The sequence below is a fragment of the Plantactinospora sp. BB1 genome, from assembly GCF_003030385.1.
Lineage (GTDB): Bacteria > Actinomycetota > Actinomycetes > Mycobacteriales > Micromonosporaceae > Plantactinospora.
Genome location: NZ_CP028159.1, coordinates 8,232,030 through 8,257,900 on the forward strand (window position 1 = coordinate 8,232,030; position 25,871 = coordinate 8,257,900).

Annotated in this window: 22 protein-coding genes; 12 read left to right on the plus strand and 10 right to left on the minus strand. The window is 71.4% G+C overall.

Annotated elements, in window-relative coordinates; translation table 11 throughout:
- Positions 1-36 precede the first annotated feature (36 nt).
- From C6W10_RS36075 to polA, 5 genes are all read left to right on the plus strand, one after another.
- The gene (locus C6W10_RS36075; RefSeq protein WP_107263444.1) at positions 37-978 is read left to right on the plus strand and encodes a branched-chain amino acid ABC transporter permease; all 942 of its coding nucleotides are present in this window, start codon (positions 37-39) and stop codon (positions 976-978) included.
- Positions 975-2,120: a branched-chain amino acid ABC transporter permease gene (locus tag C6W10_RS36080; protein WP_107263445.1), complete on the plus strand. Its 1,146-nt coding sequence runs from the start codon at positions 975-977 to the stop codon at positions 2,118-2,120. Before C6W10_RS36075 ends, C6W10_RS36080 begins: the two co-directional genes overlap by 4 nt.
- A complete protein-coding gene (locus C6W10_RS36085; RefSeq protein WP_107263446.1) occupies positions 2,113-3,087 on the plus strand; it encodes an ABC transporter ATP-binding protein in 975 nt (324 codons plus the stop codon). The genes C6W10_RS36080 and C6W10_RS36085 overlap by 8 nt, the downstream gene beginning before the upstream one ends.
- The gene (locus C6W10_RS36090) at positions 3,077-3,787 is read left to right on the plus strand and encodes an ABC transporter ATP-binding protein (protein ID WP_107263447.1); all 711 of its coding nucleotides are present in this window, start codon (positions 3,077-3,079) and stop codon (positions 3,785-3,787) included. The genes C6W10_RS36085 and C6W10_RS36090 overlap by 11 nt, the downstream gene beginning before the upstream one ends.
- A gap of 131 nt (positions 3,788-3,918) precedes the next feature.
- Positions 3,919-6,606 carry a DNA polymerase I gene (polA, locus tag C6W10_RS36095; protein ID WP_107263448.1) on the plus strand — a complete coding sequence of 896 codons (2,688 nt, stop codon included), beginning with the start codon at positions 3,919-3,921 and terminating at the stop codon, positions 6,604-6,606.
- Between the two features lie 19 nt (positions 6,607-6,625).
- Here the strand turns inward: polA and C6W10_RS36100 are convergent, their stop codons facing one another.
- From C6W10_RS36100 to C6W10_RS36115, 4 genes are all read right to left on the minus strand, one after another.
- Entirely contained in the window at positions 6,626-7,063 is a 438-nt protein-coding gene (locus tag C6W10_RS36100; RefSeq protein WP_107263449.1) for a DUF3140 domain-containing protein, read from the minus strand.
- Entirely contained in the window at positions 7,056-7,268 is a 213-nt protein-coding gene (locus tag C6W10_RS36105) for a DUF2945 domain-containing protein (protein ID WP_107263450.1), read from the minus strand. Before C6W10_RS36105 ends, C6W10_RS36100 begins: the two co-directional genes overlap by 8 nt.
- 62 nt (positions 7,269-7,330) lie before the next feature.
- Positions 7,331-7,933 (minus strand): Uma2 family endonuclease, encoded by a 603-nt coding sequence (locus C6W10_RS36110; RefSeq protein WP_107263451.1) that lies wholly within the window; start codon positions 7,931-7,933, stop codon positions 7,331-7,333.
- Between the two features lie 28 nt (positions 7,934-7,961).
- On the minus strand, positions 7,962-8,807 hold the full coding sequence (locus C6W10_RS36115) for a class I SAM-dependent methyltransferase (protein ID WP_234361542.1): 846 nt from the start codon (positions 8,805-8,807) through the stop codon (positions 7,962-7,964).
- Between the two features lie 393 nt (positions 8,808-9,200).
- On the opposite strand from C6W10_RS36115, the gene rpsA reads away from it, so the two are divergent.
- From rpsA to uvrB, 3 genes are all read left to right on the plus strand, one after another.
- Entirely contained in the window at positions 9,201-10,715 is a 1,515-nt protein-coding gene (gene rpsA / locus C6W10_RS36120) for a 30S ribosomal protein S1 (RefSeq protein WP_107263452.1), read from the plus strand.
- A gap of 258 nt (positions 10,716-10,973) precedes the next feature.
- On the plus strand, positions 10,974-12,176 hold the full coding sequence (gene coaE / locus C6W10_RS36125) for a dephospho-CoA kinase (RefSeq protein WP_107263453.1): 1,203 nt from the start codon (positions 10,974-10,976) through the stop codon (positions 12,174-12,176).
- A 522-nt stretch (positions 12,177-12,698) separates the two neighbouring features.
- Positions 12,699-14,810, plus strand: a complete 2,112-nt coding sequence (gene uvrB, locus C6W10_RS36130; RefSeq protein ID WP_107263454.1) for an excinuclease ABC subunit UvrB — start codon at positions 12,699-12,701, stop codon at positions 14,808-14,810.
- A gap of 34 nt (positions 14,811-14,844) precedes the next feature.
- Here the strand turns inward: uvrB and C6W10_RS36135 are convergent, their stop codons facing one another.
- Positions 14,845-15,624 (minus strand): SDR family oxidoreductase, encoded by a 780-nt coding sequence (locus C6W10_RS36135; protein WP_107263455.1) that lies wholly within the window; start codon positions 15,622-15,624, stop codon positions 14,845-14,847.
- A 435-nt stretch (positions 15,625-16,059) separates the two neighbouring features.
- Here C6W10_RS36135 and C6W10_RS36140 point away from each other — a divergent pair, with 435 nt between their 5' ends.
- Positions 16,060-16,902 (plus strand): STM4013/SEN3800 family hydrolase, encoded by an 843-nt coding sequence (locus C6W10_RS36140; RefSeq protein WP_107263456.1) that lies wholly within the window; start codon positions 16,060-16,062, stop codon positions 16,900-16,902.
- Between the two features lie 166 nt (positions 16,903-17,068).
- Here C6W10_RS36140 and C6W10_RS36145 read toward each other — a convergent pair whose 3' ends face one another.
- Entirely contained in the window at positions 17,069-17,368 is a 300-nt protein-coding gene (locus tag C6W10_RS36145) for an antibiotic biosynthesis monooxygenase (RefSeq protein WP_107264567.1), read from the minus strand.
- A gap of 107 nt (positions 17,369-17,475) precedes the next feature.
- On the opposite strand from C6W10_RS36145, the gene pnuC reads away from it, so the two are divergent.
- From pnuC to C6W10_RS36160, 3 genes are all read left to right on the plus strand, one after another.
- Positions 17,476-18,132: a nicotinamide riboside transporter PnuC gene (pnuC, locus tag C6W10_RS36150; RefSeq protein ID WP_107263457.1), complete on the plus strand. Its 657-nt coding sequence runs from the start codon at positions 17,476-17,478 to the stop codon at positions 18,130-18,132.
- A gap of 2 nt (positions 18,133-18,134) precedes the next feature.
- Positions 18,135-19,343, plus strand: coding sequence for an AAA family ATPase (locus tag C6W10_RS36155; protein ID WP_234361543.1), 1,209 nt, complete (start codon positions 18,135-18,137; stop codon positions 19,341-19,343).
- Between the two features lie 295 nt (positions 19,344-19,638).
- Positions 19,639-20,637 carry a TerC family protein gene (locus tag C6W10_RS36160; protein ID WP_107263458.1) on the plus strand — a complete coding sequence of 333 codons (999 nt, stop codon included), beginning with the start codon at positions 19,639-19,641 and terminating at the stop codon, positions 20,635-20,637.
- A 152-nt stretch (positions 20,638-20,789) separates the two neighbouring features.
- On the opposite strand, the gene C6W10_RS36165 is transcribed toward C6W10_RS36160, so the two are convergent.
- The 4 genes from C6W10_RS36165 to typA form a co-directional block, all read right to left on the minus strand.
- The gene (locus C6W10_RS36165) at positions 20,790-21,728 is read right to left on the minus strand and encodes an NlpC/P60 family protein (protein WP_107263459.1); all 939 of its coding nucleotides are present in this window, start codon (positions 21,726-21,728) and stop codon (positions 20,790-20,792) included.
- A gap of 191 nt (positions 21,729-21,919) precedes the next feature.
- Positions 21,920-23,014, minus strand: coding sequence for a mandelate racemase/muconate lactonizing enzyme family protein (locus C6W10_RS36170; RefSeq protein ID WP_107263460.1), 1,095 nt, complete (start codon positions 23,012-23,014; stop codon positions 21,920-21,922).
- A gap of 24 nt (positions 23,015-23,038) precedes the next feature.
- Complete coding sequence (locus tag C6W10_RS36175) at positions 23,039-23,899, minus strand: serine hydrolase (protein ID WP_107263461.1); 861 nt, start codon at positions 23,897-23,899, stop codon at positions 23,039-23,041.
- Between the two features lie 21 nt (positions 23,900-23,920).
- The gene (typA, locus tag C6W10_RS36180) at positions 23,921-25,789 is read right to left on the minus strand and encodes a translational GTPase TypA (protein WP_107264569.1); all 1,869 of its coding nucleotides are present in this window, start codon (positions 25,787-25,789) and stop codon (positions 23,921-23,923) included.
- Positions 25,790-25,871 lie beyond the last annotated feature (82 nt).

A 25,871-nucleotide genomic window follows, 5' to 3' on the forward strand; every position in this document is an offset into this window, starting at 1 on the left:
ATCCCCCGGCCGCACGCGGTGTAAAAGGGAGACTTCGTGAACTTCGATGAACTCTTCGGGCATCTCGGCCAGCACACCATTGACGGTTTGGCAAAGGGCTCGATCTACGCGCTCGTGGCACTCGGTTACACCCTGGTCTACGGCGTACTCCGGCTGATCAACTTCGCCCACTCCGAGGTCTTCATGGTGGGGACCTTCGCGGTCCTCGGCGTGTGGGGCATGCTCGGTGCGACCGACGGCCCGTCGATCGGCATGTTGTTGCTGCTGCTCGCCGCAGGTCTGCTCGCCGGGGCGTTGGCCTCCGGCGCCACCGCCGTCGCGGTGGAACTGGTGGCCTACCGGCGACTCCGCCGGATGAACGCTCCACCGCTGATCTTCCTGATCACCGCGATCGGGCTGTCGCTGGCCATCTCCGAGGCGTTCGGCGTCTGGCAGGGCCGGCTGATCAAAGGCATGCCGAACGTGATCGAGCGGGACGTCTGGCTGACGATCGGCAACACCCAGATCACCAACACCCAGGTGATCACGATCGGCGCCGCGTTGCTGATGATGGCCGCGCTGGACCAGTTCATCAACCGGACGCGGTACGGTCGGGGCGTGCGCGCGGTCGCACAGAACCCGGACACCGCCGCGCTGATGGGCGTGAACAAGGACCGCGTGATCCTGCTGATCTTCCTCCTCGGCGGACTGCTGGCCGGCGCCGCGGCGCTGCTCTACAACATCCGGTACGGCAACACCCGGTTCAACGTCGGTTTCCTGCTCGGGCTCAAGGCGTTCACCGCGGCTGTGCTCGGCGGTATCGGCAACCTGCGGGGCGCCCTGCTCGGTGGATTGCTGCTCGGCATCGTCGAGGTCTACGCGGCGACCCTCACCTCGTCGAACTGGGAGGACGTGGCCGCGTTCGTCGTGCTGGTGGTCGTGCTGCTGTTCCGGCCGACCGGCCTGCTGGGAGAGTCGTTGGGGAGGGCACGGGCATGACCGACACCATCCGGAACTTGACCGGTCGGGTGAGCGGGGTGACCGGCGGGATCGGCGCGCGGTTCCGCGCGCTGCCGAAGTGGCAGCGGGTGCTGGCCTTCCTCGCCTTCCTCGCCTTCCTCTACTACCTCCCCTACCTCGGCATCCCGGGGCTCACCTGGCTGCGCACCGACTCGATCCCGGGCGGCAACAACTGGGCAGGTGTGCTCTTCACCTGCGCCATCTACGTGTTGATCGCGATCGGCCTGAACGTGGTGGTCGGGCTCGCCGGCCTGCTCGACCTGGGCTACGTCGGCTTCTACGCCATCGGCGCGTACTCCGTGGCGCTCTTCGGCTCGAAGCAGTCGCCGGTGGTGAAGGCGTTGCAGAGCCAGTTCGGGCTCTCCGAGAACTGGTCGGTGGCCTGGGCGATCTGCATCCCGCTGGCCATCGCCCTGACGATGATCTCCGGGGTGATCCTCGGCTGGCCGACGCTGCGGCTGCGCGGTGACTACCTGGCCATCGTCACCCTCGGCTTCGGCGAGATCATCCGCATCGTCGCCCGGAACGTCGCCTGGACGGGCGGCCCCTCCGGCATCGCGGGGATCCCGGGACCGCAGGGCGTGCCCTCACCGGACAACGACATCTTCGGCCTGATCGACATGAAGCCGTGGTACTACCTGGCACTCACCGTCGGCATCGTGCTGATCTTCGCGGTGCGGGGACTGGAGCGCAGCCGCGTCGGCCGGGCCTGGCTGGCGATCCGGGAGGACGAGGACGCCGCCGCGGTGATGGGGGTGTACGGCTTCAAGTTCAAGCTCTGGGCCTTCGCCATCGGTGCCGCGCTGGGCGGGATGTCCGGCTTCCTCTTCGCCAGCCGGAACGCGTTCATCGAACCCAACCAGTTCAACGCACTGCTCTCCATCCTGTTCGTCGCGATGGTGGTCGTCGGCGGCGCGGGCAACATGGCCGGGGTGGCGCTCGGCGCCTTCCTGGTGGCGTACCTGCCGGAGCGGTTCCGGGACTTCGCCGAGTACCGGTACCTGGTCTTCGGTGTGGCCCTGGTGCTGATCATGCTGCTCCGGCCGCAGGGTCTGATACCGAGCCGGCGCCGCGCCCGCGAGTTGCAGGATCGGGCGAAGGAGGTGTCCGCGAATGCCTGACGACGAGATCAAGGACGAGATCCAGGCGTTGTCCGAGGACGAGATCAAGGACGAGATCAAAATCGGCGGGGCGATCCCACGCCAGCGGGAGGTACTGGTCGACGTCGACCACCTCACCCTCCGGTTCGGCGGGGTGGTGGCGCTCGACGACGTCAGCTTCCAGATCTACAAGGGTGAGATCATCGGGCTGATCGGACCGAACGGCGCCGGCAAGACCACCTGCTTCAACGCCATGACCGGGGTCTACCGCCCCACTGAGGGCGAGGTGCGCTTCGACGGCACCCGGGTCAGCGGTCGCAAGCCGCACCAGATCAACCGGATGGGCATCGCGCGGACGTTCCAGAACATCCGGCTCTTTCCGGAGATGACCGCGCTGGAGAACGTGATGGTGGGCACCGACTCACAGCACTTCACCAGCGTGCCGGGGGCGTTGTTCCGGCTCTACCGGGTCCGGCCGAAGCCGGAGGAGCTTCCGGTGGTGGACTCCGAGGTTCCGCTCTACCGGGCCTGGCAGCAGGTCCGGCTCACCTGTGCCAAGATCTTCGGCATCTCCCGGCACACCCTGGAGGAGCGGGCCGGTGAGCGTAAGGCGCTGGCACTGCTCCGCTTCGTCGGCATCGGGGACCGGGCCAACGAACTGGCCCGCAACCTGCCGTACGGCTACCAGCGGCGGTTGGAGATCGCCCGGGCGCTGGCCACCGAGCCGAAGCTGCTCTGCCTGGACGAGCCGGCCGCCGGCTTCAACCCGGCGGAGAAGGAGGAGCTGCTCCAGCTCATCCGGCGCATCCGCGACCTCGGCTACACCGTGCTGCTCATCGAGCACGACATGCGGCTGGTGATGGGTGTCACCGACCGGATCGTCGTGCTGGAGTTCGGCAAGAAGATCGCCGAAGGGCTCCCCGCCGAGGTGCGGGAGAACCCGAAGGTGATCGCGGCCTACCTGGGGGTGCCGGCAGATGCTGCTTGAGATCGAGGACCTGACCCTGCTGTACGGCCGGATCGAGGCCCTGCACGGCATCAGCCTGCACGTGGACGAGGGCGAGATCGTGGCCCTGATCGGCGCCAACGGCGCCGGCAAGACCACCACGATGCGGGCCATCTCCGGGCTGCGGCCGGTGGCCCGGGGCCGGATCCGGTTCGCCGGTGAGGACATCACCAACCTCCGTGCCGACCTGCGGGTGGGTCGGGGCATCTGCCAGTCGCCGGAGGGCCGGGGCATCTTCCCCGGCATGACGGTGCTGGAGAACCTCGACATGGGGGCGTACACCCGGCGGGACAGCGCGGGGATCGCCGCCGACCTGGAGCGGGTCTTCGGGCTCTTTCCCCGGCTGGCCGAACGGCGCAAGCAGGCCGGCGGCACGCTCTCCGGCGGTGAGCAGCAGATGCTGGCGGTGGGGCGGGCGCTGATGAGCCGGCCCAAGCTGCTGCTGCTGGACGAGCCGTCCATGGGCCTGGCCCCGATGGTGATCCAGCAGATCTTCGAGATCATCACGGAGATCAACCAGCAGGGCACCACGGTCCTGCTGGTGGAGCAGAACGCCCAGCAGGCGCTCTCCCGGGCACACCGGGGTTACGTGCTGGAGACCGGCCGGATCGTCAAGGAGGGCAGCGGCCAGGAACTCCTGCACGACCCGTCGGTCAAGGAGGCATATCTCGGGGTCGCCTGATCCCGTACCCGACAGGCCCCGGTCCGGTTCTCCGGACCGGGGCCTGCCGCGTCCGCCGGGGGTACCCGCAGGCCCGCCGGGCGGCCCGGCGGTGGATGCGGTGTCGGGGGTTCGGACTAGAGTCGCCTATCGTGACAGCCTCCACGCCGCGCCTGCTGCTGCTCGACGGTCATTCGCTCGCATACCGGGCGTTCTTCGCCCTGCCGGTGGAGAACTTCTCCACCACGACCGGGCAGCCGACCAACGCGGTCTACGGCTTCACCTCGATGCTGATCAACGTGCTCCGCGACGAGCGCCCCACGCACATCGTGGTGGCCTTCGACGTCTCCCGGCGGTCGTTCCGGACCGAGCGCTACGCCGAATACAAGGCCGGCCGCTCCGAGACGCCGGGCGAGTTCGCCGGCCAGGTCAGCCTGGTCAAGGAGGTGCTGGCCGCGCTACGGGTGCCGACGGTGGAGAAGCCGGGCTACGAGGCCGACGACGTGCTCGCCACCCTCGCCTGCCAGGGCCGGGAGGCCGGCATGGAGGTGCTGATCTGCACCGGCGACCGGGACGCGTTCCAACTCATCGACGACCGGACCACCGTGCTCTACCCCCGCAAGGGCGTCTCCGACCTGGCCCGGATGGACCGGGCGGCGGTCACCGAGCGCTACGGTGTCGGCCCGGAGCAATACCGCGACCTCGCCGCGCTGGTCGGCGAGACCAGCGACAACCTTCCCGGCGTGCCGGGGGTGGGCCCGAAGACGGCCGCGAAGTGGATCCTCCAGTACGGCGGCGTCGAGGGCGTGGTCGCCCGGGCCGACGAGATCAAGGGCAAGGCCGGCGACAACCTGCGCGAACGGCTCGCCGACGTGATCCGGAACTACGAGATCAACTGTCTGGTCTCCGACCTGGAGCTGCCGCTGCGCGCCGAGGAGACCCGCTGGCAGGGCTGGGACCGGGAGGCGGTGCACCAGGTCTTCGACACCCTGGAGTTCCGCATCCTGCGGGACCGGCTCTACCAATACCTGGACGCCGTGGAGCCCGAGGCCGAGTCCGGGTTCGACCTCTCCGGCAAGGTCCTGCCGACCGGTGAGGTGGCCGGCTGGCTCGCCGAGCACGTGCGGCCCGGCACTCCGGTCGGGGTCGCCGTCGCCGGCTCGTTCGGCCGGGGCACCGGCGCGCTGACCGGCGTCGCGCTGGCCACCGCGACCGGGGTGGCCGGCTGGTTCGACCCGGCCGGCCTGGCCCCGGCCGACGAGGCGGCGGTGGCCGACTGGCTCGCCGACCCGGAACGCCCCAAGGTGCTGCACGACAGCAAGCCGGCGCGGCTCGCCTTCGCCGCGCACGGCTGGACGCTGCGCGGGGTGGCCCGGGACACCGCGCTCGCCGCCTATCTGGCCCGCCCCGACCAGCGCTCCTACGACCTGACCGACCTCGCCCTGCGCTACCTGCACCGGGAGCTGAAGGTCGACGTGCCGGAGACCGGCCAGCTCGCCTTCGACGGCCTCGGCAACGACGGCGAGGTCGAGCAGAACCTGATGCTCCGGGCCCGGGCCACCCTGGATCTGGCCGACGCGATCGGCGCCGAACTGTCCCTGGACGGCGAGCAGTCCGCCCGCCTCCTCGACGAGGTGGAGCAGCCGCTGATCGAGGTGCTCGCCGCGATGGAGCGGACCGGCATCGCCGCCGACACCGACTACCTCTCGGAGCTGGAGGCGCACTTCGCCGGTGAGGTCAAGGCGGTGGCCCAGGCGGCGTACGGGGTGATCGGGCGGGAGTTCAACCTCGGCTCGCCCAAGCAGTTGCAGGAGATCCTCTTCACCGAACTCGGCCTGCCCAAGACCAAGAAGATCAAGACCGGTTACACCACCGACGCCGACGCCCTCCAGTGGCTCTACGCGCAGCAGCCGCACCCGCTGCTGGAGCACCTGCTCCGGCACCGCGACGTGGCCCGGCTCAAGTCCACCGTCGACGGCCTGCTCAAGTCGGTCTCCGACGACGGCCGGATCCACACCACCTTCCACCAGACGGTGGCGGCGACCGGCCGGCTCTCCTCCACCGACCCCAACCTGCAGAACATCCCGATCCGCACCGAGGAGGGCCGGCGGATCCGCCGCGCCTTCGTGGTCGGGCCGGGCTACGACTGCCTGCTCACCGCCGACTACAGCCAGATCGAAATGCGGATCATGGCGCACCTCTCCTGCGACGCCGCGCTGATCGAGGCGTTCAACTCCGGCGCCGACTTCCACGCCGCGACCGCCTCCTCGGTCTTCGGGGTGTCGGTGGCCGAGGTGACGCCGGACCAGCGGCGCAAGATCAAGGCAATGAACTACGGCCTGGCGTACGGGCTGAGCGCGTTCGGCCTCGGCCAGCAGCTCGGGATCGCCGCCGACGAGGCCCGCGCCCTGATGGAGGAATACTTCAGCCGCTTCGGCGGGGTCCGGGACTATCTCCAGACGGTGGTGAAGAAGGCGGTCAAGGACGGCTACACCGAGACCATCCTCGGCCGTCGGCGCTACCTGCCCGACCTGGTCAGCGACAACCGGCAGCGCCGGGACATGGCCGAGCGGATGGCGCTCAACGCCCCGATCCAGGGTTCGGCGGCCGACATCATCAAGGTGGCGATGCTGCACGTCGACACCGCGCTGCGCGACTCCGGCCTGCGCTCCCGGATGCTGCTCCAGGTGCACGACGAACTCGTCTTCGAGGTGGCGCCCGGCGAGCGGGCCGACCTTGAGGCGCTGGTCCGGCGCGAGATGGGCGGCGCCTATCCGCTGGCCGTACCGCTCGAGGTCTCGGTCGGCGTCGGTTCGGACTGGAACAGCGCCGACCACTGACCGCCTCGGCCGGCCGGCGTCAGCGGCGCCGGTTCCGGTCCGAGGAGCGCTCCGTCTCCCGGTGCCGTTGCAGCGCCTTCCGGGACGGTCCGCCCACCGCCGGCAGCGGCGCCTTCAGCGGATCGTGGCCCCAGTTCATCAGGGAGTACCGCCACTTCGTGTTCCGGACGTCCCCGGCCGGGCGCTGCGCCATGTGCCGCCGTACGTAGCCGACGACCTTGCGCATGTGCGCGAAGTCGCGGTCGGTGAACTGGTTGGCCCGCTTGCGCAGCAGGTCGATGATGCGCCGGCCGGACTCGTGCCCGACCGACTCACCGCCGCCGCTGCCGCGCCTGCGCCAACCCACCGCCTTCGCCTCGTCGGTGGCCAGCCACTTGCCCAGCTCGCCCGGCTTCATGTTCACCGCGTCCCGGAACTCCCGGACGGTGTCCCGGCCGTCCTCGTCCCGGCTACTCATCGAACAACGCCTCCGGCTTGTGCACCGCGTCCCGTCCCTCGTCGGTGCGAACCCGGTACTGCGGGTTCTCCTTCGACGCGGCGACGGTGCGCTTCCCGGCGTACGTCCGTTCGGTGATCTCCTCCTGGACGGTGCCGTGCGCACTGGAGCCGTGGCTGCGCCAACTCACCCGGTCGCCCTTGTGCAGCTTCCTTCGCTCTGGCATACCGGGGTCTACCCGGCGGCTCGGAGCGGTAACCGGGGCGCCACCGGGAACGGGAAAGGGACTTACGGGGTGATGTCGCCGATCGGCAGCTTGATCGGGAACGGCTGGGTCAGTTCCAGCACCTCGTCGGCCTCGGCGAGCAGTTCGTACTCCCGGTTGCCGCTGCGTCCGGGCCGGTCGGCGAGCCGGTAGGCGTACACCCGGACCGGGTCCTGCTCCACCCGCCAGTAGGTGGCGATGCCGGCGGCGGCGTACTCGGCCGGCTTGCTGAACCGGTCGGTTCGGCGGGTGCCCGGGGAGACGATCTCGACGGCGAGCAGCACCTCGTGCGGCAGCAGGAAGTGCCGGTCCGCCGTGACCTCGGCCCGGTGGACCAGGACGTCCGGTTCCCGGGTGAAGTCCGGACTCAACGCGACCCCGACCGCCTGGGTCACCCGCAGGTGCTCGGGTGCATGCTGGCCCAGCCACCGGCGCAGCAGGTAGGAGATGTTCTGATGGCCCAGCGTGGGGGAGGGGACCACGCGGATGACTCCGTCGACGAGTTCGACCCGGGGGGCGTCCGGCGGCAGGTGCAGCAGGTCTTCCAGCCGGTAGCCGGCCTGGCGCTGCCGGACCGGATCCGGCTGCCAGGGGCCGGGCATCTCGGCGACCGGCTCAGCGCTCATCGGCCCAGCATACGGAGCCGGCCCGACGTCAGGCGGCCGTGCCGACGGGTTTGTCGCAGACGAAGATGGCGGTGCCGGGGAAGAGCCGGCCGCGCAGTGGGCTCCACTGCCCCCAGACCTGCTCGTGGCCGGCCGGCCACTCCGGCTCCACCACGTCCCGCAGGACGAAGCCGGCGCCGACGATCTCGCGTACCCGGTCGCCGAGCGTGCGGTGCTGCTCGACGTAGGTAGGCGTGCCGTCGGCGTCCTGCTCGACGTACGGCCGGCGGTCGAAGTAGGAGTGCGTGGCGACCAGTCCACCCTCGCCCGGGTCGTCCAGGAAGATCCACCGCATCGGGTGGGTGACCGAGAACACCCACCGGCCGCCCGGGCGGAGCACCCGGTACACCTCGCGGAGCGCCGCCGCGGAGTCGGCCACGAACGGGATCGCGCCGAACGCCGTACAGACGATGTCGAAGCTGGCCGCCCGGAACGGCAGTGCCAGGGCGTCGGCCTGGACCAGCGGCACGCGTACCCCCGAGGTGGCGGCCCCGAGCGCGGCGTGCCGCAGCATGCCGGCGGAGAGGTCGAGCCCGACCGGCCGGGCACCCTCGGCGGCGAGCCAGCGGGCCGCCGAGGCCGCGCCACAGCCGAGTTCGAGCACTCGCCGGCCGGTCAGCTCGCCGAGCAGCCGGGCGTCGGCCTCGCGCAGCCCCTCCGGGCACCAGACGAAGTCCACCTGGCCCAGGAACGCGCCGTGTTCGGCCTGGTAGTCGTCGGCGTCCGCGTCCCACCAGCGGCGGTTGGCCCACCGGCTCTCGCCGTCGCTGACCGGGCGGCGGAGCACTCCGGGCAGGTCGTCCTCGGGCAGCTCGGCCAGGGTGTTCTCGGGCACCCCGCAACGCTAGTGCCCCGGACGGGCGCGGGCACCCATCGGGCCGGCGGCCACGCGGGGCCAACCCGCGCGCCGCGCGGTCGGTCGCCGTTTGCCGGTACCGGTGCGGGGTAGGGTGCGGTCACGGCCCCCGGCGACCTCTTCCCGAGCAGTGGACAGCGGATCTCATCACGTGCGGGGAGGGCTTGCATGCTGTGGTAATGCGCACGGTAAGCTGTTCGATGCGCTCGCGGATCGTGTGCCTCGGCAGGGAGCAGGTCCGCGGTCGTCGGATAATCCCAGCGGTCGGAGGCAGCGATCGCCCGGTGCACCTGACGACGGATCCGCGGAGCGTAAAGGGTCACCGCGACACAAACCTGCTGTGACATCCATCCGACCGGAGCAACCGCCCACATGACGAGCAGCATCGAGGCCCCCTCGAGCGCCACCAAGGTCACCGTCGACGACCTCGGTTCCGAGGAAGCTTTCCTCGCCGCGATCGACGAGACCATCAAGTACTTCAACGACGGCGACATTGTCGAAGGCACCGTCGTCAAGGTCGATCGGGACGAGGTCCTGCTCGACATCGGCTACAAGACCGAGGGCGTCATCCCCTCGCGCGAGTTGTCGATCAAGCACGACGTCGACCCCGCCGAGGTGGTGTCGGTCGGTGATCACATCGAGGCCCTCGTCCTCCAGAAGGAGGACAAGGAGGGGCGGCTGATCCTCTCGAAGAAGCGGGCCCAGTACGAGCGCGCCTGGGGCACCATCGAGAAGATCAAGGACGAGGACGGCGTCGTCCGCGGCTCCGTCATCGAGGTGGTCAAGGGCGGCCTCATCCTCGACATCGGGCTGCGCGGCTTCCTGCCCGCGTCCCTGGTCGAGATGCGTCGGGTGCGGGACCTCCAGCCGTACGTCGGCCGGGAGCTCGAAGCCAAGATCATCGAGCTGGACAAGAACCGCAACAACGTGGTGCTGTCCCGCCGGGCCTGGCTCGAGCAGACCCAGTCCGAGGTGCGCACCGAGTTCCTCAACAAGCTCCAGAAGGGCCAGGTCCGCAAGGGCGTCGTCTCCTCGATCGTCAACTTCGGCGCCTTCGTCGACCTTGGCGGCGTGGACGGCCTGGTGCACGTCTCCGAGCTCTCCTGGAAGCACATCGACCACCCGTCCGAGGTTGTCGAGGTCGGCCAGGAGGTCGAGGTCGAGGTGCTGGACGTCGACCTCGACCGCGAGCGGGTCTCGCTGTCGCTGAAGGCGACCCAGGAGGACCCGTGGCGCCAGTTCGCCCGTACCCACGCGATCCAGCAGATCGTGCCGGGTAAGGTCACCAAGCTGGTGCCGTTCGGTGCGTTCGTCCGGGTCGACGACGGCATCGAGGGCCTGGTGCACATCTCCGAGCTGGCCGAGCGCCACGTGGAGATCCCGGAGCAGGTCGTCCAGGTCGGCTCGGACGTCATGGTCAAGGTCATCGACATCGACCTGGAGCGGCGGCGGATCTCGCTCTCGCTCAAGCAGGCCAACGAGGGCTTCGTCGAGGGCGAGGAGCACTTCGACCCGACCCTCTACGGCATGACCGCGACCTACGACAACGAGGGCAACTACATCTACCCGGAGGGCTTCGACCCGGAGACCGGGGAGTGGCTCGAGGGCTTCGACAAGCAGCGGGAGGCCTGGGAGCAGCAGTACGCCGAGGCTCGCAACCGCTGGGAGGCGCACACCAAGCAGGTGCAGAACTCCCGGGCGGCCGACGCCGAGGCTGCGGCCAACCCGGCTGCCGCGACCGGTGGCACCGGCAGCGGTGGCGGTGGCGGCGGCGCCACCTCGTCCAGCAGCACCACTCCGGCCCGCCAGGCGGAGGAGCCGGCCGGCACGCTGGCCACCGACGAGGCGCTCGCCGCACTGCGGGAGAAGCTCGCCGGCGGCAAGTAGCCGACGCGGAGTAACACGCGGCGGAGGCCCGCTTCCAGGACCGGCTCGACCGGTCCGGGAAGCGGGCCTTCCCCTTTGCCCCTGCTACTTCTTCGCCCTTCTCCCCGGCCTCTTCCGGCCGGCACTGCGGCAGCGGGCGCGTCCGGACGGGTCCGGGCAGGCGCGGGGCCGTGCGTCACCACCGGCTCCGGCGGCACGGACGGGTCGCGGAACCCCGAAGATCTTGGCTGGTGGGCGGCGATCGGGTTGACTGGACCGGTGCTGAAGGTCGGACTCACCGGTGGAATCGGATCGGGCAAGAGCGTCGTCGCGGCCCGGCTGGCCCGCCTCGGGGCGGTGGTGGTCGACTCCGACCGGATCGCCCGGGAGGTGGTCGAACCCGGTACCGACGGGCTGCGGGAGGTGGTGGCCGCGTTCGGCGCCCGGGTCTGTGCCGAGGACGGCACCCTGGACCGGGCAGCGCTCGGCGAGATCGTCTTCGCCGACCCGTCGGCGCGGGCCAGGCTGGAGGCGATCATCCATCCCCGGGTACGTCGACGCAGCGCCGAACTGGTGCACGGGGCGGCTCCGGACGCGATCGTGGTCAACGACGTACCGCTGCTGGTCGAGGTGGGGCTCGCCCCGACGTACCACCTGGTGCTGGTGGTGCGGGCCGCCGAGGCGACCCGGGTGCGGCGGCTGGTCCGGGACCGTGGCATGACCGTCGAGCAGGCGGCGCAGCGGATCCGCGCCCAGGCCGGGGACGAGCGGCGGGCCGCTGCCGCCGACGTACTGCTGGACAACGACGGTGAGCTGACCGAGCTGCACGCCGCGCTGGACGTGCTGTGGCGGGACCGGCTGACGCCGTACGAGCAGAACGTCCGGCAGCGCCGGCCGGTACGGGCGACCGAGGCGCGACTGGTCGAGCCGGACCCGGGCTGGTCGGCCCAGTACCGGCGGCTGGCCGCCCGGATCCGGCACGCCGTCGCCCCGGCCGAGGTACGCGTCGACCACATCGGCTCGACCTCCGTGCCCGGGCTGGCCGCCAAGGACGTCGTCGACCTCCAGCTCGGGGTGACCTCGCTGGCCGAGGCGGACGCGCTGGCCGACCGGCTCGCCGAGGCGGGCTTCCCGCGCTGTCCCGGCCAGTGGTGGGACAACCCGCGCCACCCCGGCGACACCTCGCGGTGGGAGAAGCGGCTGCACGGCGGCGCGGACCCGGGCCGGCCGGTCAACCTGCACGTCCGGGAGATCGGCTCGCCGGGCTGGCGGTTCGCCCTGTTGATGCGCGACCACCTGCGGGCCGATGCCGAGCGCCGGGCCGACTATCTGGCGGTGAAACGGCGGCTGGCGGCGGCCGGCCCGGACCTCGACGCCTACGCCGAGGCGAAGGAGCCGTGGTTCGACCGGGAGCACCGGTACGCCGAGGAGTGGGCGGCGGCCGTCGGCTGGCAACCGGGGCCGCCCGAGGAGGAGTCGTGAACGGCGCCGGAGCCGGCGGACGGCCGCGACCCGGACGAGGTGCCGACCCGGGCAAGGTGCCGACCCGGGCGAGGTGCCGACCCGGGCGAGGTGCCGCAGAGGCGAAGGAGCCCGCAGCGGTGAAGGGGCCCGCAGGGGTGAAGGGGCCCGCAGGGGTGAAGGGGCCCGCAGGGGTGAAGGGGTCCGCAGCGGTGAAGGGTCCGCAGGGGCGAGGCGCCGCAGAACAACCGGTGCGGCGGACAGCGGCCGGGGAGGGGACGTAAAGGGCGCTCGCGGCGGCCGGTCTGCGCTCTGCGCGACCGCATCGGTGCGCTCGCCGGCCTGAGCCGGGGCTGCAACTCCTGCGCCGGATGCGACGCAGCCGGTGTGGCGGCTGTTGTCGCAGACCCGGTCGGCCGCCGCGAGCGGCCTACCCTAGAACGGTAGCGCGGTGATCTTACACACACAATGACGATATCGAAGCCGATCGTGTACCCACCGTGGCCCGGCGGCTTGTCACACCGTCGGCGTACGGTTGAGGTCATGGCGCTCGACATTCCGCGGCTCGACGGCCGCTTCCAGGTGATCTCCGAGTTCCAGCCCTCGGGTGACCAGCCGACCGCCATCGACGACCTGGAGCGCAGGGTCCGTCGCGGCGACCGGCACAGTGTGCTGCTCGGCGCCACCGGCACCGGCAAGAGCGCGACCGCGGCGTGGCTGATCGAGCGGTTGCAGCGCCCCACCCTGGTGCTGGCGCCGAACAAGACCCTCTGCGCCCAGCTCGCCAAGGAGTTCAGCGAGCTGCTGCCGAACAACGCCGTCGAATACTTCGTCTCCTACTACGACTACTACCAGCCCGAGGCGTACATTCCGCAGACCGACACCTACATCGAGAAGGACTCCTCGATCAACGAGGAGGTCGAGCGGCTTCGGCACGCGACCACGATGTCCCTGCTGACCCGCCGGGACGTGGTGGTGGTCGCCACCGTCTCGGCGATCTACGGTCTGGGCACCCCGCAGGAATACCTGGACCGGTCGGTGCGGATCCGGGTCGGCCAGGAGGTCGAGCGGGACAAGCTGCTCCGCCGGCTGGTCGACGTGCAATACACCCGCAACGACATGGCCTTCAACCGGGGCACCTTCCGGGTCCGGGGCGACACGCTGGAGATCATCCCGGCGTACGAGGAGCTGGCGCTCCGGATCGAGTTCTTCGGCGACGAGGTGGAGAAGCTCTACTACCTGCACCCGCTGACCGGCGAGGTGGTCCGGGAGGTCGACCATCTGCTGATCTTCCCGGCCACCCACTACACCGCCGGCCCGGAGCGGATGGAGCGGGCGCTCGCCGGCATCGAGGCCGAGTTGGCCGAGCGGCTGGCCGAGCTGGAGCGGCAGGGCAAGCTGCTGGAGGCGCAGCGGCTGCGGATGCGCACCACCTACGACGTGGAGATGATGCGCCAGGTCGGCTTCTGCTCCGGCATCGAGAACTACTCGATGCACATCGACGGCCGGTCGCCGGGGAGCGCGCCGCACTGTCTGCTCGACTACTTCCCCGACGACTTCCTGACCGTGGTCGACGAGTCGCACGTCACCATCCCGCAGATCGGCGGCATGTACGAGGGCGACGCCTCCCGGAAGCGGATGCTGATCGACCACGGTTTCCGGCTGCCCAGCGCCGCCGACAACCGGCCGCTGCGCTTCGACGAGTTCCTGGACCGGGTCGGCCAGATGGTCTTCCTCTCCGCCACCCCCGGCCCGTGGGAGCTGGAGCAGGCCCAGGGCGAGGTGGTCGAGCAGGTGATCCGGCCGACCGGCCTGGTCGACCCCGAGGTGGTGGTGAAGCCCACCAAGGGGCAGATCGACGACCTGATGCACGAGATCAAGCTGCGCACCGAGCGGGACGAGCGGGTCCTGGTCACCACGCTGACCAAGAAGATGGCGGAGGATCTCTCCGACTATCTGCTGGAGCACGGCATCCGGGTCCGCTACCTGCACTCCGAGGTCGACACGCTGCGCCGGGTGGAGCTGCTGCGCGAGCTGCGCAAGGGCGACTACGACGTACTGGTCGGGATCAACCTGCTCCGGGAGGGGCTGGACCTGCCCGAGGTGTCGCTGGTGGCGATCCTCGACGCCGACAAGGAGGGCTTCCTGCGCAGCGGCCGGTCGCTGATCCAGACCATCGGCCGGGCCGCCCGAAACGTCTCCGGCCAGGTGCACATGTACGCGGACAAGATGACCCCGTCGATGGCCGAGGCGATCGAGGAGACGAACCGGCGCCGGGCCAAGCAGGTCGCGCACAACGAGGCGAACGGGATCAGCCCGGAACCACTGCGCAAGAAGATCCACGACATCCTGGACGACATCTACCGGGAGGCCGAGGACACCGAGGGGGCGACCACCCGGGTCGGCGGCGCGGTGCGGCAGATGTCCCGGGGCAAGGCGCCGACGCCGGAGACCCGCAGCCGGGGCCGGGTCGGTGCCGCACCGGCCCGGGAGGGGATGGCCCGGGCCGAGCTGGCCCAGCTCATCCAGGAACTCAACGACCAGATGCTGGCCGCCGCCCGGGAGTTGCAGTTCGAGCTAGCCGCCCGGATCCGCGACGAGGTGGCCGAGCTGAAGAAGGAACTGCGCGGGATGGACGCGGCCGGGGTCAACTGACCACCGGCCGCGTGGCCGGCGGCGGTCGGCGCCGTCAGGCGTACCGGTTGAAGCCGCCCTCGGAGTCGATCACCTGGCCGGTGATCCAGCGGCCGTCCGGCGAGCAGAGCCACTCGACGAGCCGGGCGGCGTCGTCCGGCTGCCCCCACTGGCCGCCGGGGAAGAGGTGACCGCCGGCCGTCATCTCCTCCGGCGAGGCCCAACCGGTGTCGGTCGGCCCCGGGTTGACGCAGTTCACCGTGATGCCGCGGGGCATGAGCAGCGGGCTCAACTGCCGGGCCAGGTTCTCCACCCCGGCCTTGCTGGCCGCGTACGCCAGCTCGTCCGGCATCGGGCCGAGCCGTTGGCCGCTGGAGAAGAGCACCAGCCGGCCCCCGGAGCCGGCGTCGAACGCCGCCGCGAACGCCTCGGCGAGGAGCAGGTTCGCCCGCACGTTGACCACGAGGTGCCGGTCGATCTCGTCCGCGTCGAGCCTGCCGAGCGGGGTGGGCGTCGAATAGGCGTGCGCCGCGACCAGCACGTCGAGCCGGCCGTGGGCGAGTACCGCCGCCTCGACCAGTTCGGCCGGGGCGGTCGGCGAGGTCAGGTCGGCGGCCCGGTACCGGGTCAGGTCGGGGTCGCCGGTCAGCCGCTCCAGTTCGGCGAGCAGTCCGGGGATGCCCTCGGGGTCGCCGCCGTACGGCTGTGCCTCGTCGTACCCGGGTAGGCCGGTCAGCTGTAGCCGGTAGCCGGCGGCGGCGAACCGCCGGGCGACCGCGGCGGCGATCCCCGCCCGGCGACTGACTCCGGTTACCAGTGCGACCCGTTCCGCCATGCCGCAGAGTCAACCCGATCCGCCTCGTCCGGGCCAGCGGGAATCGCCGGTGGAACGGCCGACGCCCCCCAGGGTTCGGCGTCGGGCGGTCGGATGTCCGGCCGCCTTGCTAGGGTTCTGCCGCCCCCGAGCCCTACCGGAGCCGCCACACGACGACGATCGATGCGCACCGGCAGCGCATTCGCCGGCCCGGCGGTGGTCGACAGACGCCACAGTGGACGATGGTGCGAACCGGGCCGGAGGGCGGCCTCGGTGCGCTGGCGCTCCCCGGCGGGGACGGCGACCGGTACGTGGCGGTCGACGGGTGACTGGCATGATCGACGGATGACTGCCAGGGCGCCGCTGGGCGGGTGGCAGGGGTTCCGGGGGCGCGGGCGACGGCGGCACCGGGCAGCATGGGAATCCGGGACGTGACAGAGAGGTGGGGAGGGCGGCATGAAGGAGCTGATCGGCAGCCACGACCTGTTGTTCGTCACCCTGGACACACTCCGGTACGACGTGGCCGAGGAGCTTGCCTCGGCCGGGCGTACGCCGAATCTGGTGCGTGCGCTGCCGGGCGGGGTCTGGGAGCGACGGCACAGTCCGGCCAGCTTCACCTACGCGGCGCACCAGGCGTTCTTCGCCGGCTTCCTGCCCACGCCGACCACACCCGGCCCGCACACCCGGCTCTTCGCGGCGGCCGCCCCGGGCAGCGAGAGCACCGGTGAGCAGACCTGGACCTTCGACGCCCCGGACGTGGTGCGGGCCCTGGCCGGGGCGGGTTACCACACCGTCTGCGTGGGCGGCGTCGGCTTCTTCAACGGCCGGTCCCCGCTCGGCGGCGTGCTGCCGGCCCTCTTCGCCGAGGCGCACTGGGAGCCCGAGTTCGGCGTGTCCGCGCCCCGCTGCTTCGAGGCGCAGCTCGACCGGATCGCCACCGTGCTGCCGACGGTGCCGGAGGAGCGGCCGCTCTTCCTCTTCGTCAACGTCGCGGCGATCCACCAGCCGAACCGGCACTATCTGCCCGGCGCCGACCGGGACTCCCGGGAGAGCCACGCCGCCGCGCTGGAGTACGTCGACCGGCACATCGGACGGCTCTTCGCCCTCGCGACCTCCCGGGACCGGCCCTGCCTGGTGCTGCTCTGCTCCGACCACGGCACCGCGTACGGCGAGGAGGGGCACAGCGGTCACCGGCTCGGTCACGAGGTGGTGTGGACGGTGCCGTACGGGCAGTTCGTCCTCGAACCGGGGGACTGGGGCAAGCCCGGCGACTGGCCGGGGCCGGAACAGTCGGGGTGACCGGCTCGCTCGACGGGTTAGCGCGGCCGGCGAGCGTCGACCCGCCGGACCCGGCGGCCCCGAACCCGCCGGGTCCAGCGGCGCCGGTGTTCGGGTCGGTCGACGGAGCCGCGTTGTCTCCCGGGGACGCTAACGACGGCGTACGACAGTTTGCGCGCGTCGCGGGTCAGCCCTGCGCCGGTACGTCGGTGAAGTGCTCGACCACCGGTGGGGCGGCGAAGTACGGGCCGATCAGCGAGCGCCAGGTGTCGAACCGCTCGGTGGCCCGGAAGTTCTCCAGGTGGGCCTCGATCGACTCCCACTCGACCAGCAGCACGAACCGGGACGGCGACTCGATCCCCCGGGTCATCCGGACGGACCGGCAGCCGGGGGTACCGGCCAGCGTCGGGTGACCCTTGGCGTACGCCTCGGCGAACGCCTCCTCCTGACCGGCCAGCACGTCGATCAGGGCAATCTCCAGCACCATGATTCGCAGCATGGCACGCAGCGCCCGGGCTGGTCGATCGGGGTATACCCGTCCCGCCCGCCGGTACCTACGGTAGGAACTCCGAAGGATCTTGCGGGAGGTGCGCCATGCTCGACTGGCTGACCGGTACGGCATTCACCGTGGCGGATACGCCGACCAGCCGGGCCGAACTGCTCGGCTTCGCGACCGGCGTACTCAACGTCTGGTTGCTGGCCCGGCAGAAGATGTGGAACTGGCCGGTCGGCATCGCCAACGTGCTGCTGCTGATGCTGCTCTTCTGGACCGCCGGCCTGTACGCCGACGCCGGGCTCCAGATCGTCTACGTCGCACTCGGCCTCTACGGCTGGTGGGCCTGGCTCTTCGGCGGTGCGCAGCGGAGCCGGCTGGTGGTCAGCCGGACCGGCCGTCGGGAGTGGACGGTGCTGGTCGGCGCCGGTGCGGTGCTGACGCTGCTGCTCTGGCTGCTGCTGGACCGGGCGACCGACTCGACCGTGCCGCTGCCGGACGCGGTCACCACCGCGCTCTCGCTGATGGCGACGTACGGCCAGTGCCGCAAGCGGGTGGAGAGCTGGTGGATCTGGATCACCGCCGATCTCGTCTACATCCCGCTCTACGCCTACAAGGGCCTCTACCTGACCGCCGCGCTGTACGTGGTCTTCCTCGGGCTCTGCGTACTCGGGTTGCGGAACTGGCGGGCCGACCTGCGCCGGCTCTCGGCCGCCGCCCGGCCGATGGCGCCCGGGCCGGCGCCGGCCACCCCGTGAGCGTGCGCGACCCGGGCGGCCCCGCCGCCGCACCACGGCCCGGCCGGGCGGCTCCGCCGACCGCACGGAACGCCGGAAGCTTTCCCGCCGGGCGGCCCGGCCGGGGTGCGGAGGCGGCCCACCCGGTGGTGGCGGCGGCCGGCCGGCCGGAGTTCGGGCACGGGCTGGTGGTGGGAAAGTTCTATCCGCCGCACGCCGGGCACCACGCGCTGATCGCCGAGGCGGCCCGCCGGTGCGCCGCCGTCACGGTGGTGGTGGCGCCGTCCCGGCGGGAGTCGATCCCGCTGGAGCTGCGGCTGGACTGGTTGCGCGAGGTGCACGCCGCCGACCGGCACGTCCGGTTCGTCGGCCGGTACGACGACCATCCGGTCGACTACGCCGATCCGGCGGCCTGGGAGGCGCACTGTGCGGTCTTCCGGGCGGCGGTCGGACCGGACCGGGTCGACGCCGTCTTCTCCTCCGAGGCGTACGGAGCGGAGCTGGCCCGCCGGTTCGACGCGGTGGACGTACCCGTCGATCCGGCCCGGGCCGCCCTTCCGGTCTCCGGCACCGCGGTCCGGGCCGATCCGGTGCGGCACTGGGCGATGCTCAGCCCGCCGGTCCGGGCCTGGTTCGTCCGCCGGATCGTGGTGGTGGGCGCCGAGTCGACCGGTACCACCACGGTGGCCGAGGCGCTGGCCGGGCACTACCGCACCCGCTGGGTGCCGGAGTACGGCCGCGAACTCACCGAGGCGAAGCTCGGCCGGCTGCGGCGTACCGACCCGGCTGCGTCGATCTTCGACGTCGAGTGGGACCGGGCGGACTTCGAGACGGTGGTCCGGGAGCAGCAGGCGGCCGAGGACGCCGCCGCCCGGCGGAGTGGGCCGCTGCTCTTCTGCGACACCGACGCCCGGGCCACCGCCGTCTGGGAGGAGCGGTATCTCGGTTCTACCTCGCCCCGGGTCCGGGCCGCCGCCCGCCGACCCGATCTCTATCTGCTGACCGACCACCGAGGGGTGCCGTTCGCCGACGACGGACTGCGGGACGGGGCACACCTGCGGGGCTGGATGACCGAGCGGTTTCGTGCCGTCCTGGCCGAGTCCGGGGTACCCGTGATCGAACTCACCGGTCCGCTCCGGGACCGGCTGCGCGCCGCGATCCTGGCCTGCGACGCGATCCTCGCGGCCGGTTGGTCCCTGGCCGACCCGGTCTGGCCCCGGGATAGCACCTAGGTTCCTAGGATGGTCAGCGGTGGTGACCAGAGTCGCCCGGACAGGGGGAGATGCGCAACCGACGGGGAATGGTGAACAATGGCGCTGTAGGAGGGGAGTATTCCTTCGCGACGGTGTCGTCAACACGGTCATCGGCCGGCAGACCGGTACGAAGACCCGGCACCGTAGGTTGTCGCCACGGCGTCTCCGCGTGGCGACGGCGGAAGAGACCTCCGACAGTCACCACCGTCTACACCGCCTGACGCGCGTCATCCGCGTGCTGACGGCGGTGCCGCGTGCCTGCCGGAGGAGTGCTTTGAACGTGTCCGCCTGGGTGTGGGTCGTCTCGCTGGTCGTGCTGACGGCGATCCTGCTACTCGATCTCGTGATCATCGGCCGACGACCCCACGAGCCGAGCCTGAAGGAGTCCGGCCTCTGGGTCGCCCTCTACGTCGGCCTCGCGATCGTCTTCGGGGTCGGTCTGGCCCTGACCACCAACTTCACCGTGGCCGGGGAGTTCTACACCGGTTGGCTGACCGAATACAGCCTCTCGGTGGACAACCTCTTCGTCTTCGTGATCATCATGTCCAGATTCGGCGTGCCCCGGCAGTACCAGCAGAAGGTGCTGCTGATCGGCATCGTGCTGGCGCTGGTGATGCGCGGCGGCTTCATCGCGGCCGGTGCGGCCCTGATCAACCAGTTCTCCTGGGTCTTCTACATCTTCGGCGCGTTCCTCATCTACACGGCGATCAACTTCTTCCGCCAGGGTGAGCCGACCGAGGACGACTTCAAGGAGAACCTGCTGATCCGCTGGAGCCGGCGGGCCCTGCCGATCTCCCGGGACTTCTCCGGCACCCGGCTCACGGTGCAGGAGAACGGCCGCCGGCTCTTCACCCCGATGCTGATCGTGCTGATCGCGATCGGCACCACCGACCTGGTCTTCGCGCTCGACTCCATCCCGGCGATCTTCGGGATCACCCAGGAGCCGTACCTGGTCTTCACCGCCAACGTCTTCGCGCTGATGGGGCTGCGGCAGCTCTACTTCCTGCTCGGCGGGCTGCTCGACCGGCTGGTCTACCTCAACATCGGGCTCGCCGTGGTGCTCGGCTTCATCGGGGTCAAGCTGGTGCTGGAGGCGCTGGCCGGCAACAACCTCGGGTTCCTCAACGGTGGCGAGCCGATCAGCTGGGCGCCGCACATCCCGATCTGGCTCTCGCTCACCGTCATCCTGGGCACCCTGGCGATCGCGACCGTGGCCAGCCTGATCAAGTCGAGTCGGGACCGCCGGTCGACCGACAAGGTCCCGGTCGCCTGACGCGACGGCCGAGTCCCGGTCGGCTGACACGACCGCCGCGTCCAGGTCGCCTCGGGCGACCGCCGGCGCGGCGGATCGGGAGCGAACCTTCTCACCTCCCCTCGCGGGCCACCTGGCCCGCGAGGGGAGCGGGGTCGAGGCCCCCCGTCGGTTCAGCCGGGAAAGGGTTCGGTGACCCGGTGCGCGCCGACCAGCGTCGCGACCCGGTCGGCGGGCATCGGTTCCTCCAGGACCCGGCGCTTGGTGTAGCAGGCGTGCAGCATCCGCCGGTCGCCGTCCGGTCCGGGACGGGCCGTGACGATGCCGATGTGATGCACGGGCCGGCCGGGACGGGCGAAGAAGTAGAGGTCGCCGGGGCGTTCCGCGCCGAGCGGCACCGGGACCGTCGCCGCCGCCTGGTCGTCGGCGTCCCTGGGCAGGCGTACGCCGAAGCGCCGCCAGGCCAGGTGCACCAGGCCGGAGCAGTCGATGCCGTACGCCGAGACGCCGCCCCAGAGATAGACCACGTTACGCAGCCGACTGGCCACCGTGAGCACCTCGGTCGCGCTGGGCAGCCGGCTCGGTGCCGGGGCGAGATGGGTGTCGGGAGCCCAGAGCGGCTGCCCGTGGTCGGGGACCCGCACCGGCCGCCAGCCGCCCCGGGGCGGTCCCGCGCTGGCCAGCCGGGTGCCCAGGATGACCCCGGGCAGCAGCACCGCGCCGGACGGGGCGTCGTGCAGCCGGGTGACGGTCGCCGCGACGACCAGGTCCGGCGGTGCCGGCGCCGGGTCGGCGGCCTCGACGAGCTGCTCGCCCGGTAGCCAGCCCGGATATCCCCTCGGGTCGAGCCTGGCCGCCGGCTGTTCCACGGCGACGACCCGGACCCAGCCGTCCGGGCGGACCTCCTCGACCAGTACCCGCTCGCCGAGCAGGAGCTGACTGAGCACGCACTCGCCGACCCGCTGGTCGGCGGTCATCCCGGAGATCCAGCCGGCGATGTCGGTCCGGCGGGACAACGCCGGTGCGTCCACCGGGCGGACCGCCTCCGGACGCGCCCACAGGGTGGCGACGGCGACCCGGACAACGGCCTCGTGCCCCGAGCGCAGCACCATGTCAGTACCACCCGTCCTCGCCCGCTCTCCGCCCGACCATATGAAACTTACCGCCGTACTGCAACAAGCCACTGAATGTTGCCTTCACGGGCGGCAGGTGACGGCCGTCGATGTGACGGGCGGCGGATTCTGACGGGTGGCGGGCTCTGACGGGTGGCGGGCTCTGGCGGGTGGCGGACGGTCTGCCCGGGTCAGGACGTCGGCGGGGGCGTTCGGTGCAGGCCGGCGATGCCGAGGCCGGGAGCGTCGGGCAGCAGCACGGCGGCATTCTCGTACCGGATGCCGCCCTGCACCGGCGACCAGGCCAGCCACCAGGCGGCGTCCAGGTCGGAGACGGCGCTGGTGCCGTACGCGGCGACCAGGCTGGCGGCCGCGCCGATCCCGATCTGACTCTCCATCATCGAGCCGACCAGCGTGCCGAGGCCGTGCTCGGCGGCCAACTCCAGCAGCGCGCGGGCCGGCCCCAGCCCGCCACACTTGGCCAGCTTCACGTTCACCATGTCGGCGGCCCGCCGCTGGATCACCTCGACCAGGTCGCGCAGCCCGTAGACCGACTCGTCGGCCAGGATCGGCACGTCCACCCGCTCGGCCACCCAGGCCAACCCGGCGACGTCCCGGGCGTGCACCGGCTGCTCCACCAACTCCACGTCCAGGCCGGCGTCCTCGACACTGCGGATCACCCGGACCGCCTCCCGGGGCGTCCAGCCCTGGTTGGCGTCGAGCCGGATCCGGGTCTGCGGGCCGGCGGCGGCGCGTACCGCCCGGACCCGGGCCAGGTCACCCGACGCGTCGGTGCCGACCTTCACCTTGAGTACGTCGAAACCGTCGGCCACCCGCTGCTTCGCCGCCCCGGCCAACTCGACCGCGTCCCCGGCCGACAGGGTGACGTCGGTGCCGACCCGCCGGGACGTACCGCCGAGCAGCCGTACCAGCGGTACGCCGAGCCGCCGGGCCGCCAGGTCGTGCAGTGCGACGTCCACCGCCGCCTTCGCCGCCTCGTTGCCGACCACCGCCCGGCGCACCTCCGCGCAGAGCGCCACCAGGTCGTCCGGGTTCCGTCGGGTGAGCAGTGGGGCGAGCACCTCCTCGACACACGCCCGCGCACCGCCGATCGACGCCCCGGTCACCCGCCACACCTGCGGTGCCTCGCCGAACCCGGACCGCCCGTCGGCGTCGACCACCTCCACCACGAGGGTCTCTACTGTGGAGGTACGACGCAGTGCGGTCACGAACGGCGTGTGCAGCGGAGCGGAGAGCCGGTGGGTGCGTACCGAGGCGATCGACATGCAGGCACCATATCGAGGGTCGGCTCAGCCGACGGTCCCCAGCCGGTGTCGGGCGGCCCAGACCAGGGCGGAGACCCGGGCGACGAGACGTCGGGCCCGCGCGTCCCGGTCCTCGCCGGGCGGGCCGCCGGCACCGTCCGGCGGGGCGCTGGTGCAGACCACCAGGGCGTACGGGGGCGCGTCGTCCGGGAAGACCACTCCGGCGCCGTGCCGGACGCCGCGTACCCAGCCGTTCTTGTGTGCGATCCGGGTGCCCGGCGGCAGCCCGGCGGCCAGGTCCTCACCGCGCTCCTGGGCGAGCAGCACGTCCAGCATCGCGGCGCAGGCGCCGGGGGAGGCCAGCCGGGACCGGGCGATCCCGCCGAGCAGCCGGGCCAGGTCGGCCGCGGTGACCTGGTTGTCGAGCCCGGCGTCCCGGGCGGCGAAGTCCTCGATGCCCCGCCGGGTGTGGCTGTGCCGGGCGCCGCTGTCGGCCCAGACCTGCGCGACGGCGGGCAGCCCGACGTGCCCGAGCACCAGGTTGGTGGCGAGGTTGCTGGAGCGGACGATCATCCGTTCGGCGAGCCAGCGCAGCGGGGCGGTGCCGCCGACCCGGGCCCAGACCGCCTCGTCGTTGTCGTAGTCCGGCGCGCAGCAGAACCGGCCCGCGCCCGGCCGGGCCGAGTCGAACTCGTTGACCACCGGCACCGGCGCGTCCAACTCCACCTCGCCGGCCTCGGCGGCCCGGTACAGGGCGGCCAGCACCGCCACCTTCATGGTGCTGGCCGCGTAGTGCGGGGTGTCCGGCAGCCGGGTGTACGCGGGCCGGCGGCCGAGCCGCCCCGCGTAGACCGAGACGGTGCCGGGCAGCGCCGCCAGCTCACCGTCGAGCGTGTCCCAGGGCATCGGAGTGAGGTACGACCGGACTCAGTTTGCGTGCTTGCGCCGGGCGGCGGCGCGGGCCCGGGACGGGGCGTCCAGCACCACCTTGCGGAGCCGGATCGCCACCGGGGTCACCTCGACGCACTCGTCCTCGCGGCAGAACTCCAGGGCCTGCTCCAGGGAGAGCTTGCGCGGCGGGATCAGCTTCTCGGTCTCCTCGCTGGTCGAGGAGCGCATGTTGGTGAGCTTCTTCTCCTTGGTGATGTTGACGTCCATGTCGTCGGAGCGGGAGTTCTCGCCGACCAGCATCCCCTCGTAGACCTCGGTGGAGGGCTCGACGAAAAGGGTGCCGCGCTCCTGGAGGTTGAGCATCGCGAACGCGGTCGCCACCCCGGAGCGGTCGGCGACCAGCGAGCCGGTGTTCCTGGTGCGCAGCTCGCCGAACCACGGCTCGTACGACTCGAAGACGTGGTGCAGGATGCCGGTGCCCCGGGTGTCGGTGAGGAACTCGGTGCGGAAGCCGATCAGCCCCCGGGCCGGTACCAGCCACTCCATCCGGATCCAGCCGGTGCCGTGGTTGACGAGCTGCTCCATCCGGCCCTTCCGGGTGGCCAGCAGCTGGGTGATGGCGCCGAGGTATTCCTCCGGGGCGTCGATGGTGAGCCGCTCGACCGGCTCGCAGATCTTGCCGTCGATCTCCCGGGTCACCACCTGCGGCTTGCCGACGGTCAGCTCGTACGACTCGCGGCGCATCTGCTCGACCAGGATGGCCAGCGCCAGCTCGCCGCGGCCCTGCACCTCCCAGGCGTCCGGCCGGTCGGTGGGGATCACCCGGAGCGAGACGTTGCCGATCAGTTCCCGGTCCAGCCGGTCCTTGACCATCCGGGCGGTGACCTTGGCGCCCTTGACCCGGCCGACCAGCGGCGAGGTGTTGGTGCCGATGGTCATCGAGATCGCCGGCTCGTCGACGGTGATCAGTGGCAGCGGCCGGGGGTCCTCCAGGTCGGCCAGGGTCTCGCCGATCATGATCTCGGGGATGCCGGCGACCGCGATGATGTCGCCCGGCCCGGCCGAGGTGGCCGACTTGCGCTCCAGCCCCTCGGTGATCAGCAGTTCGGAGACCCGGACCCGCTCCACGGTGCCGTTGGTGCGGCACCAGGCCACGGTCTCACCCTTGGTGATGGTGCCCTGGCGGACCCGGCACAGCGCCAGCCGGCCGAGGAACGGCGAGGCGTCCAGGTTGGTGACGTGCGCCTGCAACGGCGCGTTCTCGTCGTAGGCGGGCGGCGGGATGGTCTCCAGCAGGCTGCGGAAGAGCGGCTCCAGCGAGCTGCTGTCGCTCGGCACGGTGCCGTCGGCGGGCTGGGTCAGCGAGGCGATGCCGTCCCGGGCGCAGGCGTAGATGATCGGGAAGTCGATCTGCTCGGCGTCCGCGTCCAGGTCCAGGAAGAGTTCGTACGTGTCGTCGACCACCTCCTTGATCCGGGCGTCCGGCCGGTCCACCTTGTTGATCACGAGGATGATCGGCATCCGGGCCTGGAGCGCCTTGCGGAGCACGAACCGGGTCTGCGGCAGCGGGCCCTCGCTGGCGTCCACCAGCAGCAGCACGCCGTCGACCATGGTCAGCCCGCGTTCCACCTCGCCGCCGAAGTCGGCGTGCCCGGGAGTGTCGATGATGTTGATGGTGACCGGGTCCGAACCGTCCGCCGGCAGATAGCGCACGGCGGTGTTCTTGGCCAGGATGGTGATGCCCTTCTCCCGCTCCAGGTCCATGGAGTCCATCACCCGGTCGGCCGGCTCGGCCCGGGCCGAGAACGCGCCGGACTGCCGCAGCATGGCGTCGACCAGGGTGGTCTTGCCGTGGTCGACGTGGGCGATGATTGCGACATTACGAAGGTCCCCGCGGGTCTGCATGCTCTCCATCCTCCCGCCTGCGCGATCCGGGCCGGCGTCCGGGTTCCCCCTGAGGTAACCCCGCTCTCGGCGGGAATCGCTG

Coding starts and splice junctions, on each gene's coding strand:
- C6W10_RS36175 (WP_107263461.1), bottom strand. CDS start 23,899: ATGCCCTGGGACACGCTCGACGGTGAGCTGGCGGCGCTGCCCGGCACC.
- pnuC (WP_107263457.1), top strand. CDS start 17,476: ATGCTCGACTGGCTGACCGGTACGGCATTCACCGTGGCGGATACGCCG.
- C6W10_RS36165 (WP_107263459.1), bottom strand. CDS start 21,728: ATGGTGCTGCGCTCGGGGCACGAGGCCGTTGTCCGGGTCGCCGTCGCC.
- C6W10_RS36145 (WP_107264567.1), bottom strand. CDS start 17,368: ATGGTGCTGGAGATTGCCCTGATCGACGTGCTGGCCGGTCAGGAGGAG.
- C6W10_RS36090 (WP_107263447.1), top strand. CDS start 3,077: ATGCTGCTTGAGATCGAGGACCTGACCCTGCTGTACGGCCGGATCGAG.
- C6W10_RS36170 (WP_107263460.1), bottom strand. CDS start 23,014: ATGTCGATCGCCTCGGTACGCACCCACCGGCTCTCCGCTCCGCTGCAC.
- C6W10_RS36110 (WP_107263451.1), bottom strand. CDS start 7,933: ATGAGCGCTGAGCCGGTCGCCGAGATGCCCGGCCCCTGGCAGCCGGAT.
- rpsA (WP_107263452.1), top strand. CDS start 9,201: ATGACGAGCAGCATCGAGGCCCCCTCGAGCGCCACCAAGGTCACCGTC.
- C6W10_RS36105 (WP_107263450.1), bottom strand. CDS start 7,268: ATGCCAGAGCGAAGGAAGCTGCACAAGGGCGACCGGGTGAGTTGGCGC.
- C6W10_RS36140 (WP_107263456.1), top strand. CDS start 16,060: ATGAAGGAGCTGATCGGCAGCCACGACCTGTTGTTCGTCACCCTGGAC.
- C6W10_RS36085 (WP_107263446.1), top strand. CDS start 2,113: ATGCCTGACGACGAGATCAAGGACGAGATCCAGGCGTTGTCCGAGGAC.
- C6W10_RS36135 (WP_107263455.1), bottom strand. CDS start 15,624: ATGGCGGAACGGGTCGCACTGGTAACCGGAGTCAGTCGCCGGGCGGGG.
- C6W10_RS36100 (WP_107263449.1), bottom strand. CDS start 7,063: ATGAGTAGCCGGGACGAGGACGGCCGGGACACCGTCCGGGAGTTCCGG.
- typA (WP_107264569.1), bottom strand. CDS start 25,789: ATGCAGACCCGCGGGGACCTTCGTAATGTCGCAATCATCGCCCACGTC.
- uvrB (WP_107263454.1), top strand. CDS start 12,699: ATGGCGCTCGACATTCCGCGGCTCGACGGCCGCTTCCAGGTGATCTCC.
- C6W10_RS36080 (WP_107263445.1), top strand. CDS start 975: ATGACCGACACCATCCGGAACTTGACCGGTCGGGTGAGCGGGGTGACC.